General features: G+C 75.9%; 17 protein-coding genes. 7 read left to right on the top strand and 10 right to left on the bottom strand.

Annotated elements, in window-relative coordinates:
• The first annotated feature begins 122 nt into the window (after window positions 1-122).
• The gene (locus tag ACI797_RS07095; RefSeq protein ID WP_456542846.1) at window positions 123-377 is read left to right on the top strand and encodes a hypothetical protein; all 255 of its coding nucleotides are present in this window, start codon (window positions 123-125) and stop codon (window positions 375-377) included.
• Window positions 378-385: 8 nt separating this feature from the next.
• Here the strand turns inward: ACI797_RS07095 and ACI797_RS07090 are convergent, their stop codons facing one another.
• Window positions 386-793 (bottom strand): hypothetical protein, encoded by a 408-nt coding sequence (locus ACI797_RS07090; RefSeq protein WP_456857897.1) that lies wholly within the window; start codon window positions 791-793, stop codon window positions 386-388.
• A 90-nt stretch (window positions 794-883) separates the two neighbouring features.
• Between ACI797_RS07090 and ACI797_RS07085 the strand changes: the two genes are divergently transcribed.
• Genes ACI797_RS07085 through ACI797_RS07075 form a run of 3 tightly spaced genes read left to right on the top strand, consistent with a single transcriptional unit; the run spans window position 884 to window position 3,768 of the window.
• Window positions 884-2,056, top strand: coding sequence for a MalY/PatB family protein (locus ACI797_RS07085; RefSeq protein ID WP_456857896.1), 1,173 nt, complete (start codon window positions 884-886; stop codon window positions 2,054-2,056).
• 48 nt (window positions 2,057-2,104) lie between these two features.
• Window positions 2,105-2,878 (top strand): glycerophosphodiester phosphodiesterase, encoded by a 774-nt coding sequence (locus ACI797_RS07080; protein WP_456857895.1) that lies wholly within the window; start codon window positions 2,105-2,107, stop codon window positions 2,876-2,878.
• Window positions 2,875-3,768, top strand: a complete 894-nt coding sequence (locus tag ACI797_RS07075; protein ID WP_456857894.1) for a lysophospholipid acyltransferase family protein — start codon at window positions 2,875-2,877, stop codon at window positions 3,766-3,768. Before ACI797_RS07080 ends, ACI797_RS07075 begins: the two co-directional genes overlap by 4 nt.
• 8 nt (window positions 3,769-3,776) lie before the next feature.
• Here ACI797_RS07075 and ACI797_RS07070 read toward each other — a convergent pair whose 3' ends face one another.
• A complete protein-coding gene (locus ACI797_RS07070) occupies window positions 3,777-3,986 on the bottom strand; it encodes a DUF4177 domain-containing protein (RefSeq protein ID WP_456542818.1) in 210 nt (69 codons plus the stop codon).
• Between the two features lie 113 nt (window positions 3,987-4,099).
• Between ACI797_RS07070 and ACI797_RS07065 the strand changes: the two genes are divergently transcribed.
• From ACI797_RS07065 to ACI797_RS07055, 3 genes are all read left to right on the top strand, one after another.
• Window positions 4,100-5,458 (top strand): MFS transporter, encoded by a 1,359-nt coding sequence (locus ACI797_RS07065; protein ID WP_456857893.1) that lies wholly within the window; start codon window positions 4,100-4,102, stop codon window positions 5,456-5,458.
• On the top strand, window positions 5,455-6,180 hold the full coding sequence (locus ACI797_RS07060; protein WP_456857892.1) for a thymidine kinase: 726 nt from the start codon (window positions 5,455-5,457) through the stop codon (window positions 6,178-6,180). The genes ACI797_RS07065 and ACI797_RS07060 overlap by 4 nt, the downstream gene beginning before the upstream one ends.
• A 198-nt stretch (window positions 6,181-6,378) precedes the next feature.
• Window positions 6,379-6,723: an RNA polymerase-binding protein RbpA gene (locus ACI797_RS07055; protein ID WP_456542821.1), complete on the top strand. Its 345-nt coding sequence runs from the start codon at window positions 6,379-6,381 to the stop codon at window positions 6,721-6,723.
• Between the two features lie 80 nt (window positions 6,724-6,803).
• Here ACI797_RS07055 and ACI797_RS07050 read toward each other — a convergent pair whose 3' ends face one another.
• From ACI797_RS07050 to kdd, 8 genes are all read right to left on the bottom strand, one after another.
• Window positions 6,804-7,316, bottom strand: a complete 513-nt coding sequence (locus ACI797_RS07050; protein ID WP_456857891.1) for an FxsA family protein — start codon at window positions 7,314-7,316, stop codon at window positions 6,804-6,806.
• A gap of 49 nt (window positions 7,317-7,365) precedes the next feature.
• Window positions 7,366-8,154, bottom strand: coding sequence for a polyprenol monophosphomannose synthase (locus tag ACI797_RS07045; protein ID WP_456542823.1), 789 nt, complete (start codon window positions 8,152-8,154; stop codon window positions 7,366-7,368).
• A complete protein-coding gene (gene lnt / locus ACI797_RS07040; RefSeq protein WP_456857890.1) occupies window positions 8,151-9,788 on the bottom strand; it encodes an apolipoprotein N-acyltransferase in 1,638 nt (545 codons plus the stop codon). The genes ACI797_RS07045 and lnt overlap by 4 nt, the downstream gene beginning before the upstream one ends.
• Window positions 9,789-10,280: 492 nt before the next feature.
• Window positions 10,281-10,670: a 3-aminobutyryl-CoA ammonia lyase gene (kal, locus tag ACI797_RS07035; protein WP_456857889.1), complete on the bottom strand. Its 390-nt coding sequence runs from the start codon at window positions 10,668-10,670 to the stop codon at window positions 10,281-10,283.
• Window positions 10,667-11,410, bottom strand: coding sequence for a lysine 5,6-aminomutase subunit beta (gene kamE, locus ACI797_RS07030; RefSeq protein ID WP_456857888.1), 744 nt, complete (start codon window positions 11,408-11,410; stop codon window positions 10,667-10,669). Before kamE ends, kal begins: the two co-directional genes overlap by 4 nt.
• A complete protein-coding gene (gene kamD / locus ACI797_RS07025; protein ID WP_456857887.1) occupies window positions 11,403-12,980 on the bottom strand; it encodes a lysine 5,6-aminomutase subunit alpha in 1,578 nt (525 codons plus the stop codon). The genes kamE and kamD overlap by 8 nt, the downstream gene beginning before the upstream one ends.
• On the bottom strand, window positions 12,977-14,479 hold the full coding sequence (locus tag ACI797_RS07020) for an amidohydrolase (RefSeq protein WP_456857886.1): 1,503 nt from the start codon (window positions 14,477-14,479) through the stop codon (window positions 12,977-12,979). Before ACI797_RS07020 ends, kamD begins: the two co-directional genes overlap by 4 nt.
• Window positions 14,476-15,504: an L-erythro-3,5-diaminohexanoate dehydrogenase gene (gene kdd / locus ACI797_RS07015; RefSeq protein WP_456857885.1), complete on the bottom strand. Its 1,029-nt coding sequence runs from the start codon at window positions 15,502-15,504 to the stop codon at window positions 14,476-14,478. The genes ACI797_RS07020 and kdd overlap by 4 nt, the downstream gene beginning before the upstream one ends.
• Between the last annotated feature and the right edge of the window lie 119 nt (window positions 15,505-15,623).

The following is a 15,623-nucleotide window of genomic DNA, read 5'->3' as shown; positions in this document are numbered from 1 at the left end:
CCCACCGCCCCGGCCGCACCTATTAACGTCACAGTGACGGAACGACGGGTGTGTGCGCGGATGGACGACAGCCACCCGGTCGATGTCGTTTCGCCGGGGTGGCCGGTGGAAACGGTCGGGACATGGAGATCCGACGCCCGCTCGCCGCTCTGCTGACCGCTCTGGCGCTGTTCGGTGGCGGCGCGACGCTCACCTCGTGCGGTGACCCGGCCGGGCAGGACCGCAACGACGGCACGACCGACGACAGCGGCGACCAGACCGGCGGGGCGACCGAGTCCTCCGGCCCGTCGGAGACGGCCGACTCGAACCTGCCCGACAACAGCAACCAGGAGGAGAACGAGGACGACGGCAGCGGCGCCGACGTCGGCAACGACTGACGGTCCGACTAGCCGGCGCGCTCGGAGACCCAGAGCCTATCGAGCCGGCCGGTGGACCGCACGAGGTCGGCCAGCGACCGCTCGAGCTCGGCCTTGGTCGGCTGGTCCTCGAGCAGCGTCTGCACGTCCTCCAAGGCGCAGCGCAGCTGGTAGAGGCGGTCCTGCAGCCCGTCCAGCTCGGCGCGGGTCACCAGGACGACGTCGCCGGACAGGCCGGCCTTGGTGGTGGCCGAGCGCTGCTCGTAGGCGCGCTGCCGGCAGGCCTGACCGCAGTACATCCGCGGCCGCCCGACGGAGCCCTGCTGCGGCAGGACGCGGCGGCACCAGCCGCACCGCCGCTGCTCCGCGCTCCCCCGGTGCCGTTCGGTCGTGAGCGTGACGCCCTCCGTCGTCGCTGCCGGTTGCTCCTTCGCCACGTCTGGGCACGCTAGACGCCGACGACGACAAACCCCGGCGGGCGCGCCCGACGCGCCGCGAGTCCGTCGGCCGACCAGCCCGGAGGGCCCGTGACGACCGACGCACGACCGCCGCTCCACCTGCCCGGCGTGGCGGACCTGCTCGCCGGCGGCAGCCTCAAGTGGTCGCGCTACCGGCCGGCGCTGGGCGCCTTCGTCGCCGAGGCGGACTTCGGCACCGCACCGGTGGTCGCCCGGGCGCTGCACGAGGCGGTCGACCGCGGCCGGCTCGGCTACCTGACCGAGGACGACGTCGCGGCCCTGGCGGCGGCCTGCGCCGACTGGCAGCGAGAGCGGTACGGCTGGGCGGTGTCGCCGGGGTGGATCGTGCCCGTCGCCGACGTCGTGGCGGCGCTGCAGGCGACCGTGGAGCTGTTCACGCCGCCCGGCAGCGCCGTCGTCCTGCCGACCCCGGCGTACATGCCGTTCCGGTCGCTGCCCGCCCGGCTGGGCCGGCCGCTGATCGAGGTGCCGATGGTCGAGCGCGACGGCCGGGCCACCTACGACCTCGACGGCATCGCCCGCGCCCTGGGCTCCGGAGGCCGGCTGCTCGTGCACGTCAACCCGCACAACCCGCTGGGCCGGGTGTTCACCGCCGAGGAGCAGCACGCGCTCGCCGACGTCGTGGGCCGGGCCGGCGCCCGGGTGTTCGCCGACGAGATCCACGCCCCGCTGGTGCTCCCCGGTGCCGTGCACCGCCCGTACGCGTCGCTGTCGGCGGTGGCCGCCGGGCATTGCGTCACGGCCACCTCGGCGTCGAAGGCCTGGAACCTCGCCGGCCTCAAGGCGGCGCAGCTGATCTTCTCGAACGAGGCCGACGTCGCCCGCTGGTCCGGTCCGGGCGAGCTGTACGCGCACGGCGCCGCCACCCCCGGCGTGCTGGCGGCGACCGTCGCCTTCGCCGACGGCGGCCCGTGGCTCGACGCGGTGCTGGACCACCTGGACGGCAACCGGCGGCTGCTCGGCGAGCTGCTCGCCGCGCACCTGCCCCAGGTCCGCTGGACGCCGCCGGAGGGCACCTACCTGGCCTGGCTCGACTGCCGCGGCCTGGGCGTCGAGGGCTCCGTCGGCGCCTTCTTCCTGCAGCACGCCGGCGTCGCCCTGGTCGACGGGCCCGAGTGCGGCGTGCCCGGCGCGGGGCACGTCCGGCTCAACTTCGGCACCCCCGCGCCCGTGCTGACCGAGATCGTCCAGCGGATGGGCCGGGCCGTCCGCCCGCGCTGACCAGGGGGTTGTCGCTCGCCTGCCGGAGCGGCGAACTAGCGTGGACGCGTGCCCGCGCGTTTCGCCTTCCTGGACGCGCCGACCCCGCTGGCGTTCGCCCACCGCGGCGGGGCCATCGAGCACCTCGAGAACAGCATGTCCGCCTTCGAGGCGTGCGTCGCGCTGGGCTACCGGTACCTCGAGACCGACGTCCGGGCGACGGCCGACGGCGTCCTCGTCGCCTTCCACGACGCCACCCTGGAGCGCACCACCGACCGCACCGGCTCGATCGAGCGGCTGCCGTGGTCGGAGGTGTCCCGGGCGCGCATCGGCGGCCGCGAGCCGATCGTGCGCCTGGACGACCTGCTCGGCGCCTGGCCCGACGTGCGGTTCAACCTCGACATCAAGGCGGCGGGCGTGCTCGCCCCGCTGGTGCGCACCGTGCGCCGGCTGCAGGCCACCGACCGGCTGTGCCTGGCCTCGTTCTCCGACGCCCGCGTCGCCGCCGCGGGCCGGCTGTTCGGGCCGTCGATGTGCACCTCGCTGGGCCCGCGGGGCGTCGCGGCGCTGCGGCTGTCGTCGTACTCCCCGCGCGCCGCCGGCCTGGTCCGCATCAACGCCGGCTGCGCGCAGGTGCCGGTCCACCTGGGCGGGCGGGCGCTGATCGACGAGCGGTTCGTCGCCGCCGCGCACGCCCGGGGGCTGCAGGTGCACGCCTGGACCGTCGACACCGAGGACGAGGTGGACACGCTGCTCGACCTGGGGGTGGACGGCATCATGACCGACCGGCCGGCGATGCTGCGCGAGACGCTGGAGAAGCGCGACCAGTGGGTGGGCCCGTGAGCGGCCTCGGGGCCCGGCTGACGGCGTGGCGCCCGGCGACGCCACCGCTGCCCGACCACCTGGAGGCGCTGGTCAAGCCGGACGACCCGGAGTGGTTCGCCCGCGAGCTGGCCATCGCCGCGGCGCCGCCGTGGTGGTTCTGGCGGTTCGTGCTGCGCCGGTTCTCCTGGCTGGTCGGCCTCTTCGGCCGGGTCGAGGTCACCGGCGGCATCCCCGAGGAGCTGCGCGGCGGCCCGCTGCTGCTGGCCGCCAACCACATCGGCGACTTCGACCCGTTCGTCATCGCCGTCGCGCTGCACAAGGTGGGCGTCCTGCCGCGGATCATGGCCACCGGCGGCATCCTGGCCGCGCCGGTCGCCGGCCCGCTGCTGGAGCGCACCGGCGCGATCCGGGTGGAGCGCGGCACGGAGCTGGCCCGGCACGCCGTCCGCGTCACCGAGGTCGCGCTCGTGCACGGGGGGCACGTCGTGGCCTACCCCGAGGGCCGCATCGGGCTGGCGCCGGACCTCTGGCCCGAGCGCGGCCGCACCGGCATGGCCCGGATGGCGCTGGGCATGGGCGTGCCGGTGATCCCGGTCAGCCAGTGGGGCGCCCACGAGGTGCTCCAGTACGCCAACGACTGGGGCAAGCTGCGCACCGCGCTGCGGGCGGTCGTGCGCCGGCCGCGGCTGCGCGTGCACGTCGGTTCCCCGGTGCGGCTGGACGACCTGCGCATGGGCCGCGTCGGCGACGCGAACCGGGCGCGCTACCGCATCGCCGCGGCGATCACCCGCGGCCTGGTGCCGCTGCGGGCCGACGAGCCCGGGCAGCCGCGCTTCGCCGACCCCACCCGCCCGACGACGGCGGTGGCGGCCTACCCGGGCGGCGTCGTCCCGGACGACGTGCCGTGAGCCGGCGGTCAGCCGGCCGGGCGCTCGAACGTGATCAACAGCCCCTCGACGCCACCGGGGCCGACCCGGCCCTTCACCTCGACCGAGGTGATCGCCTTGAGCTGCCACCCGTCGCGGGCGTGCTCGTTGAGGACCTTCTCGAGCTTGTCCCCCGACATCTTGCCGCCGATGAGCCCCTCCCGGAGCTCGACCACCTGGTACTGGTAGCGCGCTGCCACGATCCCTCGCCTCCCCTGCTCGGATGCGTCCGCAGGCCGAGCGTGGCACGGCACGGCCGTGACCGGGACCCCCGGTGCTGGACCGGACGGGCACCGGCTGCGACCCTGCGCCCGTGACGACCGCCGTGCCCGCCGCCGGACCCGGGCAGAGCGCCCCCGACCGCGCGCTGCGCCGCGAACGCTTCGGCTGGTACTCCTACGACTGGGCGATGTCGGTCTTCAACACCTCGGTGACGACCGTCTTCCTCGGCCCGTACCTCACGGCGATCGCCGAGGACGCCGTCGGCGAGGACGGCCGGCTGTCCTTCCTGGGCCTGTCGATCGCCCCCGGCAGCTGGTTCTCCTACGTGCTGTCGTTCTCCGTCATCGTGCAGGTGCTGGTCCTTCCCCTCACCGGCGCGGTGGCCGACCGCACCGGCCGCAAGCGGGAGATGCTCGCCGGGTTCGCGTTCCTCGGCGCGCTGGCCACCACCGGCCTGTTCTTCGCCGGCGACGGCCGGTGGCTGCTCGGCGCGATGCTGTTCGTCCTGGCCAACGTGAGCTTCGGCGCCGCCACCGTCGTCTACTACTCCTGGCTGCCCGACCTCGCCGGGCCCGACGAGCGCGACGCCGTCTCCAGCCGCGGCTGGGCGTTCGGCTACGTCGGCGGCGCCCTGCTGCTCGCCATCCACCTCGGCCTGGTGCTCAGCGCCGAGTCCCTCGGCCTGACGACGGGCGAGGCGGTGCGCATCTGCCTGGCCACCGCCGGGCTGTGGTGGGGCGGGTTCACCGTCTTCACGGTGTCGCGGCTGCGCAACCGGCCGGTCCGCGACCCCGACGCCGTCCGCTCCCGCAGCGGCTTCCGGCAGCTGGCCGCGACGCTGCGCGAGATGCGCGCCTTCCCGCTGACGCTGTGGTTCCTCGGCGCGTACCTGCTGTTCAACGACGGCGTCCAGACGGTCATCTCGCTGTCGGCGACCTACGCCGTCGAGGAGCTGGACCTGGAGCAGGACGTGCTCACCGGCGCCATCCTCATGGTGCAGGTGGTCGCCATCTTCGGCGCCCTGGGCCTGGGGCGGCTGGCCGGCCGCTACGGCGCCAAGCGGGTGGTGCTCGGCGCGCTGGTCGCCTGGATCGGCGTGCTGCTGGCCGCCTTCTTCCTGCAGGCCGGGGCGGTCGGGCAGTTCTACGCGCTGGCCGCCGTCATCGGCCTGGTCCAGGGCGGCACGCAGGCGCTGTCCCGGTCGCTGTTCAGCCAGCTGATCCCGGCCGGCAAGGAGGCCGAGTACTACGGCTTCTACGAGATCAGCGACCGCGGGACGAGCTGGCTCGGGCCGCTGGCCTTCGGCCTGACCTACCAGCTGACCGGCTCCTACCGGCTGGCGATCGTCAGCCTGGTGATCTTCTTCGTCGCCGGGTTCATCGCGCTGGCCGCGCTGCCGATGCGCCGGGCGGTCGAGCAGGCCGGCAACGTCGTCCCAGAGCGCCTGTGACGACCGCCGACGCCACCGCCGCCGTCCCCGCCTCGGTGCCGGCCGCCGGGGACCGGCGGCGCCACCCCCCGACCGCGCACCTGGTCTTCTTCCACGGCCCCATGGACTGCGGCAAGTCCACCCTGGCGCTGCAGGTGGACCACAACCACAGCCGGCAGGGCCGGCACGGGCTGCTGCTGACCCAGGGCGACCGTTCCGGGACGGCGCAGATCAGCTCCCGGGTCGGCATGGCCCGGCCGGCGCTGGAGATCGACGCCACCACCGACCTGCGGCTGCTGGTGCGCGGGCGGTGGGCCGACGGCGAGCGCGTGGACTACCTCATCGTCGACGAGGCGCAGTTCCTCGAGCCGGCGCAGGTCGACCAGCTCGCCGAGCTGGTCGACGAGTCGCACGTCGACGTCTACGCGTTCGGGCTGACCACCGACTTCCGCGCCCGGATGTTCCCGGGCACCCGGCGGCTGCTCGAGCTCGCCGACACCGTCGAGCGCGTCCAGGTGCAGGTGCTGTGCTGGTGCGGTGCGCCCGGCAAGCTCAACGCCCGCGTGGTCGACGACGTGATGGTGCGCGAGGGCGCCACCGTCGTCGTGGCCGACACCGCTCCCCCACCGCAGCCCGGCGCCCCGTCGGCCGAGGTGCGCTACCAGGTGCTCTGCCGCCGCCACCACGTCCGCGGGGAGCTCGGGCCGGCGCCGACCGGTCCCGGGCAGCTCGCGCTGCGCTGATCCCCCCTCCGGGTCACCCGTCCGGGGGGCGCCGCCGCGCCGGATACCACCCCATGCGATGATGTGACACCAACTTCGGCGGAATCTCTCCGCCACTTCTGTCGTTGGTCCCCTTGAATCACGCGTCCGGTGGGTAGCCCCCGCCTGGCGGGTAGACGAGACCGGACCGACACCAGCACCACGAGAGGACGGTGGGCCATGGCGGAGCGTTCCCTTCGCGGCAGCCGCTTGGGCAGCGTCAGCTACGAGACCGAGCGCAACACGGCGCCGATCGAGCGGCAGTACGCCGAGTACCGCTGCCCCACGGGTCACCAGTTCACGGTGCCCTTCGCTGACGACGCCGAGGTCCCCGAGACCTGGGAGTGCAAGTTCGACGGCTCCTCGGCCAAGCTGGTCGGCGGCGCCGAGCCGACCCCCAAGAAGGTCAAGCCGCCGCGCACCCACTGGGACATGCTCCTGGAGCGCCGTTCCGTCGAGGACCTCGAGGAGGTCCTGGCCGAGCGCCTCGAGGTGCTCCGCGGCCGGCGCAGCCAGGCCAGCTGAACCCAGCGCACGCAGACCGGAACGGCCCCGGCGGGATCTCCCGCCGGGGCCGTTCCGCGTTCCGGGGTGTTCGTCGCCCGTCAGGCGGACGGTGGCCCGCCCGGCGCGACCTCGCCCTCGATGACCCGGGTCTCCTTGGCCGCCGGCCGCGGTCCGGGGCGCCAGACCTCCTCAACCTCGACCTCGCCCACGCGGGCGCTGCGCACCCGGACCGGCCCGCGCACGGCCACCGGCAGGCGGGAGCCGATCAGCCGGCCCAGCACCCCGCGGACGACGTCGCGCGTGCCGGGCAGCACGCACAGCAGCCCGATCAGGTCGCTGACGAAGCCGGGCAGCAGCAGGAGCAGGCCGCCGAGCGCGGCGAGCCCGGCGTTGCCCAGCTCCCGGCCGTCCGGCCGGCGGGCGCGCGACCGGGTGCGCAGGTCCTCCAGGGCCTTCGTCCCCTGCCGGCCCAGCAGCAGGGCCCCGAGCGCGCCGGTGGCCAGCATGGCCAGGATGGTCCAGCCCACGCCGATCCAGGCGGCGACCAGGACGAACACCACCAGCTCCGCGAGGGCCAGCAGCGCCAGCGCGGTCCGCAGCCGTCGTCCCACGGCGTCCTCCGTCTCTCCTGCCCGACCGGCGCGGGCGGTGGCGGCCCGCCTACCGGGCGACGCTCGACCGCCCGTCGAGCCGGGCGTTCCCGGGCACGGGCCGGCGGACGCGGCCCGGCAGCCGATCGGCGAGCCGGTCCCGCAGGCCCCACACGGTGACCCGTACCAACGCCTCCACAACGATCGAGGTGCTCATCTTGCTCCTGCCCAGCGTCCGCTCGACGAAGCTGATCGGCACCTCGACCACGCGGGCGCCCGACCGCCAGGCGCGCCAGGCCCAGTCGACCTGGAAGCAGTAGCCCTGGCTGGCGACGTCGTCGAACGGCAGCCGGTCGACCAGCTCGCCGCGCACGACCCGGTAGCCGCCGGTGGCGTCGCGCAGCGGCAGCCGCAGCGCCCAGCGGGTGTAGGCGTTGCCGGCGCGGGACAGCAGCAGCCGGTGCACCGGCCAGTCCACCACCTCCCCCCCGCGCACCCAGCGCGAGCCGAGGACGAGGTCGGCGCCGGTGCCGAGCGCGGCCAGCAGGTCGGGCAGCTGCTCGGGGGCGTGCGAGCCGTCGGCATCCATCTCGACCAGGACGTCGTAGCCGCGGCCGCGCCCCCAGCGGAACCCGGCGACGTACGCCGGGCCCAGCCCGGCCTTGCCGGGCCGCCGCAGGACGTGCACGCGCGGCTCGGCCGCGGCCAGCTTCTCGGCCAGCTCGCCGGTGCCGTCCGGTGAGCCGTCGTCGACCACGAGGGCGTGCGCGTCCGGGACGGCGTCGAGCAGCCGCTCCACCACCCGCTCGACGTTCTCGGCCTCGTTGTAGGTCGGGATGACCACCAGGACGCCGCTCACCGGGCGGCCCCGGGCAGCCGGCGGCGCACCGGCGCCAGGCCGGCCAGCAGGGCGGCCACGCCGACGGCGGTGAGCGTCCACTCCGGCGCGGCGCCGAGCCGCAGCGCCGGCGTGGCGGAGGTCCGCTGCGCGACGTCCTCGACGAGGACGTCCGGGGTGAACAGCGCCGAGGAGCGGGCGACCGAGCCGTCGGGCGCCACGATCGCCGAGATGCCGCTGGTCGCGGCGATGACCACGGTGCGGCCGAACTCCACGGCGCGCAGCCGGCTCATCGCCAGCTGCTGCTCGCTCTCGTCGGTGAACCCGAACGTCGCGTTGTTGGTCTGCACGACGACCATGCCGGCGCCCTCGTCGACGACGTCGTGCACCAGCGAGTCGTAGACCACCTCGAAGCAGATGAGGTCGCCGACCCGGGTGCCGCCGATGTCGAGCACCCCCACCTCCTCGCCGGCCAGCTGGTCGCGGCGGACGAGGTCGACCTGGTCGGTCAGGAGGCGGAAGAAGCTGCGCGCCGGCACGTACTCGCCGAAGGGCACCGGGTGGCGCTTGAGGTAGGTCTCCCCCGGGCCGGTGGCCGGGTCCCACACGATGCCCATGTTGCGGATCCGGTCGCCCGGGCCCTCGACGATCGCGCCGACCAGGATCGGGGCGCCGATGGCCTCCGCGGCCCGGCTGATCTGCCGGTTGGCGTCCTCGTTGAGGTAGGGGTCGATGTCGGAGGCGTTCTCCGGCCAGATGACCACGTCCGGCTGCGCGCGTCGGCCCTGCTCGACGTCCTCGGCCAGGTCGAGGGTCTGCTGCACGTGGTTGTCCAGCACCGCCCGGCGCTGGGCGTTGAAGTCCAGGCCCAGGCGCGGCACGTTGCCCTGGATGACCGCGACCGTGGCGGTCTCCCCGCCGGCGGTCAGCGACGAGCCGGGCAGCGGCAGCCAGGCCAGCCCGCCGACCAGCGGGACGGCCAGGACGGCGGCCACCCGGGTGGCCGCCGTGCGCAGGGCCGGTGCGCGCGCCCCGGCCGACGACGACGCCCGCCACGCGGCCAGGCAGGCCAGCAGCGCGGCGGCCAGCAGCGCGCCGGTGAGCGCGACCGCGAAGCTCACCAGCGGCACCCCGCCGTACGCGGCGAGGGAGAGCAGCGGCCCCTCGGTCTGCGAGAAGCCGAGCCGCCCCCACGGGAAGCCGCCGAGGACGAACCGCCCGCGCACGGCCTCGTCGGCGACCCACAGCGCCGCCGTCCACAGCGGCCACAGCGGCAGCCGCGAGGTGACCGCGGTGGCGGCGCCGAGCAGGGCGACGTGCAGGGCCTCCCAGACGGCGAGCGCCAGCCACGGGAACGGCCCCACGTAGACGCCGGTCCACGACAGCAGGGGCACGAAGAACGCCAGGCCGAGGACCAGGCCCAGCCACAGCCCCGAGCGGGCGCGCTGCCCGCGCACGGCGAGGGCGAGCGCGGCCGGGCCGAGCGGGGCGAGGGCGGACAGGTCGTAGCCCGGGAAGGAGAGCAGGAGCGCCAGGCCGCCGAGGAGCGCGAGCGCGGTGCGCCACGGCCACCGCCGCGCGGTCCGCGCCGCGGCCGGACGGGTGCGGGGCGGGGTGCCGGTCGTCGCCGGCGGCGCGCTCTCCGCGGCCGGCACGCTGGCTCTTGCCGGCACCCGTGGCCTCCGTGGGACTTCCCCGCCCCTGCCGGGGGCGGGCACCTCTCCTCCGCACCGGGCGGGCGGGGGCGGGCCGCCGCGTCGGCGGCGGCCCGGCCCCAGCATCCCATCCGGACCTGTGCCGCAGGCCGGGGTGCCTCCCGGCGCGGGCGGTCTGCGGATGTGCCTCTCGGTCGCGCCGGCGGTCGACCGGGCAGCTGCCGCACCTTCGGGCCGGAGGACCGGTCGCGGGCTGCGGCCGGAGCGCTCCGTTGTCTGGTGGTGCGGGGCGTGCGCGGCTCCGCCGGGGTGCCGGCCGCGGCACCCCGGGCCGGCCGTGCCGGCGGGTCCCGGCGGGCCGCTCCCGGAGGGCGCACGGACGTGCTCCCGGAAGGAACTGCAGCGACTGTAGGAAGTGCAGCGACACGTTTCGCCGCCTGCGGGAGGCCCGTGCCGGACTGTGACCCGATCGTTACCCGCCGGTCCCCGCGGTCAGGGGACGACGACGGTGGCGACCGCCTCCACCACGGTCTCCGGCGGGTCGACGACCCGCGCCGCCGACGGGCCGCGCTCGGGTTCGGCGCGGGCGACGACCCGGGCGGTGCAGCGCAGCTCGCGGCTGCGCCGGCCGACGCAGACCACCTCGGCGCTGGCCTCCAGCACGTCGCCGGCGCGGACCGGCCCGAGGAAGCGGATCTCGGAGTAGCCGGCCAGCAGCCCCTCGTCGCCGTCGGTGCGGATCGCGACCTCGGTGGCGACGTCGCCGAACAGGCCGAGCGCGTACGCGCCGTCGACGAGGTTCCCGCCGTAGTGCGCGTGGCCGTACGGGACGTAGCGGCGGTGGGTGACGGTCAACCCGAGCCTCGGGTCGGGGTCGGTCATGCTGCCTCCTCGGGGGGCACCAGGGCGTGCACCAGGTAGCTGGCCACCTCGCCGGGCGTCGTGCCCCGGCCGAAGACCTTGTCGACGCCGAGCTCGGCGGCCATCGCCGGGTCGAACCGCGGGCCGCCGACCACCAGCAGGGGGCGGTCCTCCCCCATCGCCTCGCGGAACGCCGCGGCCAGCTCGCGGGTGTTGCGCAGGTGCGCGTCCTTCTGCGTGACGACCTGTGAGACGAGGACGGCGTCGGCGCGGGCGGCGCGCGCCCGGCGCACCAGGTCGGGCACGGTCACCTGGGCGCCGAGGTTGGCGACGTCCATCTCCCGGTAGTACTCCAGGCCCTTCTCCCCCGCGAACCCCTTGAGGTTGAGGATCGCGTCGATGCCGACGGTGTGCGCGTCGGTGCCGATGCACGCCCCGAGGACGACGAGCTTGCGGTGCAGCCGGGCCTTGATCGCCCCGTTGACCTCCGCCGGCGACAGCAGCGGGTAGGCCCGCTCCTCCACCCGGACGGCGTCGAGGTCGACCAGGTGCTTCACCGACCCGTAGACGACGAAGAACGTGTATCCCTCGCCGATGCCGTGGCTGTGCACCACCATGGCCGGCTCGATGCCCATCTTGCCCGCCAGCTGCAGCGCGGCGCCGTCGGCCTTCGGCCCGGGCGGGACGGGGAGGGTGAACGACGTCTGCACCATGCCGTCGCCGGTGGTGTCGCCGTAGGGCCGGACGATCCCCTCAGGCATCGACGCGCTCCAGCAGCTCCAGGGCCGGGTTGTACGCGCCGGGGGCGAGCGCGACGACGCCGTCGAGGCCCTTGCCGCCGTCCGGCGGCCGCCGGGTGATGCCGAAGGTGCCGTCGGCGATCGCCTGGATCAGCCCCTCGGGGTGGTCGGCGATGCGCTGGAGCAGCTCGACGGCCTCGCGCAGCACGGTGTCGGCGCGGCGGTCGATGAAGCCGCCTTTCGGCGGGTGGAAGTCCTCGACCAGGCCGCCGGCGGCGTCGAGCACGTAGCGCACGTTGCGCAGCGCCAGGTCGCGGTCGGACAGCCACGGGGTGACCACGGCCTCGGTCATCATCCCGACCAGCAGGATCCCCTGGCCGGTCAGCGCCCCGGCGAGGTTGAAGAACCCGTCGAGCAGGTAGCCGCGGAAGACGTCGCCGGTCATGTGCTTGGTGGGCGGCATCCACTTCAGCGGCGCGTCGGGGAACAGCGAGCGGGCGAGCATCGCGTGGGCGAGCTCCAGCCGGAAGGAGTCCTGCCGGTCGGGGTCGATCTCGAAGGCGTGCCCGAGGCCGAGCTGCCAGTCCTCCAGCCCCGCCTCGTGCGCGAGGGTCTCGTTGAGCAGCTGGCTGACGGTGACGGTGTGCGCCTCGTCGACGGCGTCGGCGGTGGTGAGGTAGTTGTCCTCGCCGGTGTTGATGACGATCCCGGCCCGGGCGTGCACCATCCGGGAGAACCGCTGGTCGACGAAGGTGCGCCGCGGGTTGATGTCGCGGAAGAGGATCCCGTACATCGCGTCGTTGAGCATCATGTCCAGCCGCTCCAGCCCGGCCAGGACGGCGATCTCGGGCATGCACAGCCCGGACGCGTAGTTGGTCAGCCGCACGTAGCGGCCCACCTCGGCGCTGACGTCGTCCAGGGCGGCCCGCATGAGCCGGAAGTTCTCCTGGGTGGCGTAGGTGCCGGCGTAGCCGGTGCGGGTGGCGCCCTCGGGCACGTAGTCCAGCAGCGACTGGCCGGTGGACCGGATGACGGCGATGACGTCGGCCCCGGCGCGGGCGGCGGCCTGGGCCTGCGGGATGTCCTCGTGGATGTCGCCGGTGGCCACGATCAGGTAGATCCACGGCCGCCGCGGCGGGTCCCCGTGGACGGCGACGAGCTCCTCGCGGCGGCGGCGGTTGGCGTCGATGCGGGCCAGCCCGGCGGCCACGGCGTCCCGGGCGGCCGCGCGCGCGGGCTCGGGGTCGGCGGGGAGCTCGAACCGGGCGGTCCCCGCGCCCACCCGCTCGGCCAGGGACTGCAGGTCTCCGCCGTCCCGCAGGGCGTGCCACACCGGCAGCGCGACACCCGCCTCCAGCCCGACCTGGTCGCGGACGGCGTCGACGACCCGGTTGACCCACGGCACGCGGTCCTCGGCCCGGCCCTCCCCCGTCACCGGGTCGGTGCCGGTCAGCCCGGCCAGCCGCAGCACCGCCCGCTCGACCGACATCGTGGTGTGCCGGTGCGCCAGGTCGACCACCGGCTGCGCGGCGCGGGCGGCCAGCGCGCGGGCCCGCGCGACGAGGGCCGGGTCGAGGTCGAGGGTGGTCACAGCGGTTCTCCGTCCACGAGCAGGAGCCGGCAGGTCGGGCGCAGCCGCCCGGCGAGCACGCCCGACAGCGTCTCCGCCGTCTCCCACAGCGCCAGCGCGGCCGGCGCGCCCACCGCGAGGGGGCCGGCGGCGTGCTCGGCGCGGGCGGCGTAGCGGCCGCCGAACGTGGCCGCGTCGAAGGCGTCGAACGGCCGCAGGCCCGAGCCGGGCGTGCGGTGGTCGACGGCGGCGTGCACCCCGCCCCACGGGTCCAGGGGCGTCACCGGGGCGTCGCTGCCCAGCGCGAGCGGCACCCCGCCGTCGGAGAAGCCGGCGAACGGGTTGGTCCGCAGCGCCCGGGCCACGCCGAGCCGCTCGGCGTACATGCCGGCGTCGCCGCCCCAGGCGGCGTCGAAGGCCGGCTGCACGCTGGCGACCATGCCCAGGTCGCGCAGCCGCTCGACGTCGACCGGGTCGGTCATCTCGACGTGCTCGAGGCGGTGCCGGCAGGCGCGGACGGCGGGCCGGCCCAGCTCGGCGGCCACGGTCTCCACCGCGAACACCACCTGCGCGACCGCGGCGTCGCCGATCACGTGGAAGCCCGCCTGGACGCCGGCCAGCGTGCAGGCGCGCACGTGGTGCACCAGCTGCCCGGTGGCGAACCGCAGGCTGCCGGCGGTGTCCGGGCGGTCGGCGTAGGGGCCGCTGCCCAGCGCCGCGGTGTGCGAGCCGAGGGCGCCGTCGCAGAACAGGTCTCCCCCGGCGCCGGCCAGGCCCAGCTGGCGGACGACGTCCAGGCCGCCGCGCTCGGCGAGCTCGCCCCAGTAGCCGACCACCTCCGGCCCGGGCTCGGCGGCGGCGAGCTCCAGCAGCCCGGCGAGGTCCTCGGCGCTCGACACCTCCGGACCGGCCATCTCGTGCAGGCTGCCGATGCCCAGCGCGGCCGCGGCGTCGCGGGTGGCGCGCTGGGCCGCCCGCCGCTGGTCGGCGCCCACGGTCGCGTGGGCGGCCTGCCGGGCGGCGTGGTGGGCGTCGAGCCGCAGCCGCCCGTCGGGTGAGAAGCCGGGCAGGTCGGCGATCCCGGGGATCCGGTCGAGCAGCGCGGTCGACACCGTCGCCGAGTGGACGTCGACGCGGGCGACGTACGCCGGCCGGTAGCCGATCACGGCGTCGAGGTCGGCGCGGGTGAGGCCGCGGCGCTCGGGCCAGCCGGTCTCGTCCCAGCCGGTGCCGAGCACGGTCCCCGGCGCGCCCTGGGCGTGCCGGGCGATGCGGGCGCCGGCCTCGGCGAGGCTCGAGGTCGACGAGAGGTCGAGACCGGTCAGCGCCAGGCCGGTCGCGGTGGCGTGCACGTGGGCATCGACGAACGCCGGCGTCAGCAGCGCCCCCTCCCCCGCCACCACCCGGTCGGCGGTCGGGGCGTCGGCGGCGTCCCCGAGCCAGGCGATCCGGCCGTCGGCGACGTGCACGGCGCGGCCCGGCCGGTCGCCGACCGTGACGTCGCCGATCAGGAGGGTCACGCGCCGACCCGCGGGTCGATCAGGGACCGGACGCCGGCGTTCGACCGGTACAGGTCGAGGGCCAGCGCCGCGTGGCCCGGGGTGTAGCCGTTGCCGACCAGCATCGTCACGTCCGCCGCCATCCCCTCCGCGCCGAGCGCCGCCCGGGCGAACGACGTCGCCATGGAGAAGAAGACCACGGTGCCGCCGTCGGCGGTCGCCAGGACCGCGCCGTGCTCGGCGCCGGGCACGTCGACGCACACGATCGTCGCGTCGGCCGGCTCCCCCACCGCGGCGGCGACGGCGAGCGGGTCGGTGGCGTCGGCGACGACGACCCGGTCGGCCAGCCCGGCGGCGGTGAGCGCGGCGGCCTCGCGGTCGTCGCGGACCAGCCCGGTGAGCCGGGTCGCCCCGGCGTCGCGGGCGGCGGCCAGGCTCAGGCAGCCCGACTTGCCCGCCGCGCCGAGCACGACGACCGACCGGGCGCCGGTGCGCTCGACCACCCGCGCGGTGGCCGCCGGCGCCCCGCACACGTCGAGGACGGCGAGGGACACGGCGTCGGGCAGGTCGGCGGGCAGCACCGCGGCGATCGAGCGGGCGAACAGGACCGCCGTCCCCTCGGCCGGCACCTGCTCGCCGCGCCCGTCCCAGCGGGCCAGCCCGTCGGTGATCCGCAGCGGGGTGAGCGTGAGCGAGACGAGGGTGGCCACCCGGTCGCCGACGGCCAGGTCCAGCGGGGAGTCCGCCCCCACCGCGTCGACCACGCCGATCAGCATGCCCCCCGAGCCGGTGACCGGGTTCTGCATCTTGCCGCGGGCGGCGACGATGTCGAGGACGGCGGCGCGCACCGCGTCGCCGTCGCCACCGCACGCCTCGGACAGCTGGCGGAACGACGCGGCGTCGAGGTTGAGCCGCTGGACGGCGACGCGCACCTCGTCGACGCCGATCCGGGGATCGGCGTCGAGGCGCAGGGCCGCCTGCGGCAGCACGCCGCGCGGCTCCAGCACCCGGTGCGCGCCCAGCGCCCGCTCCAGCTCGCTCGCCACAGACGTCGCTCCCTTCACCCCATCCGGCAGGAGAACCTATCGCGTCCGGCCGTGATCACCGAAGATCCTCCCGTAGAGTCGCACCCGAAGGGGACAGCGGGCCGACCCGAGGAGGCACC

It is taken from the genome of Geodermatophilus sp. SYSU D00691, assembly GCF_054050275.1.
Note: the sequence above shows the minus strand (reverse complement) of the source record. Positions and strands in the feature narration are given on the sequence as shown.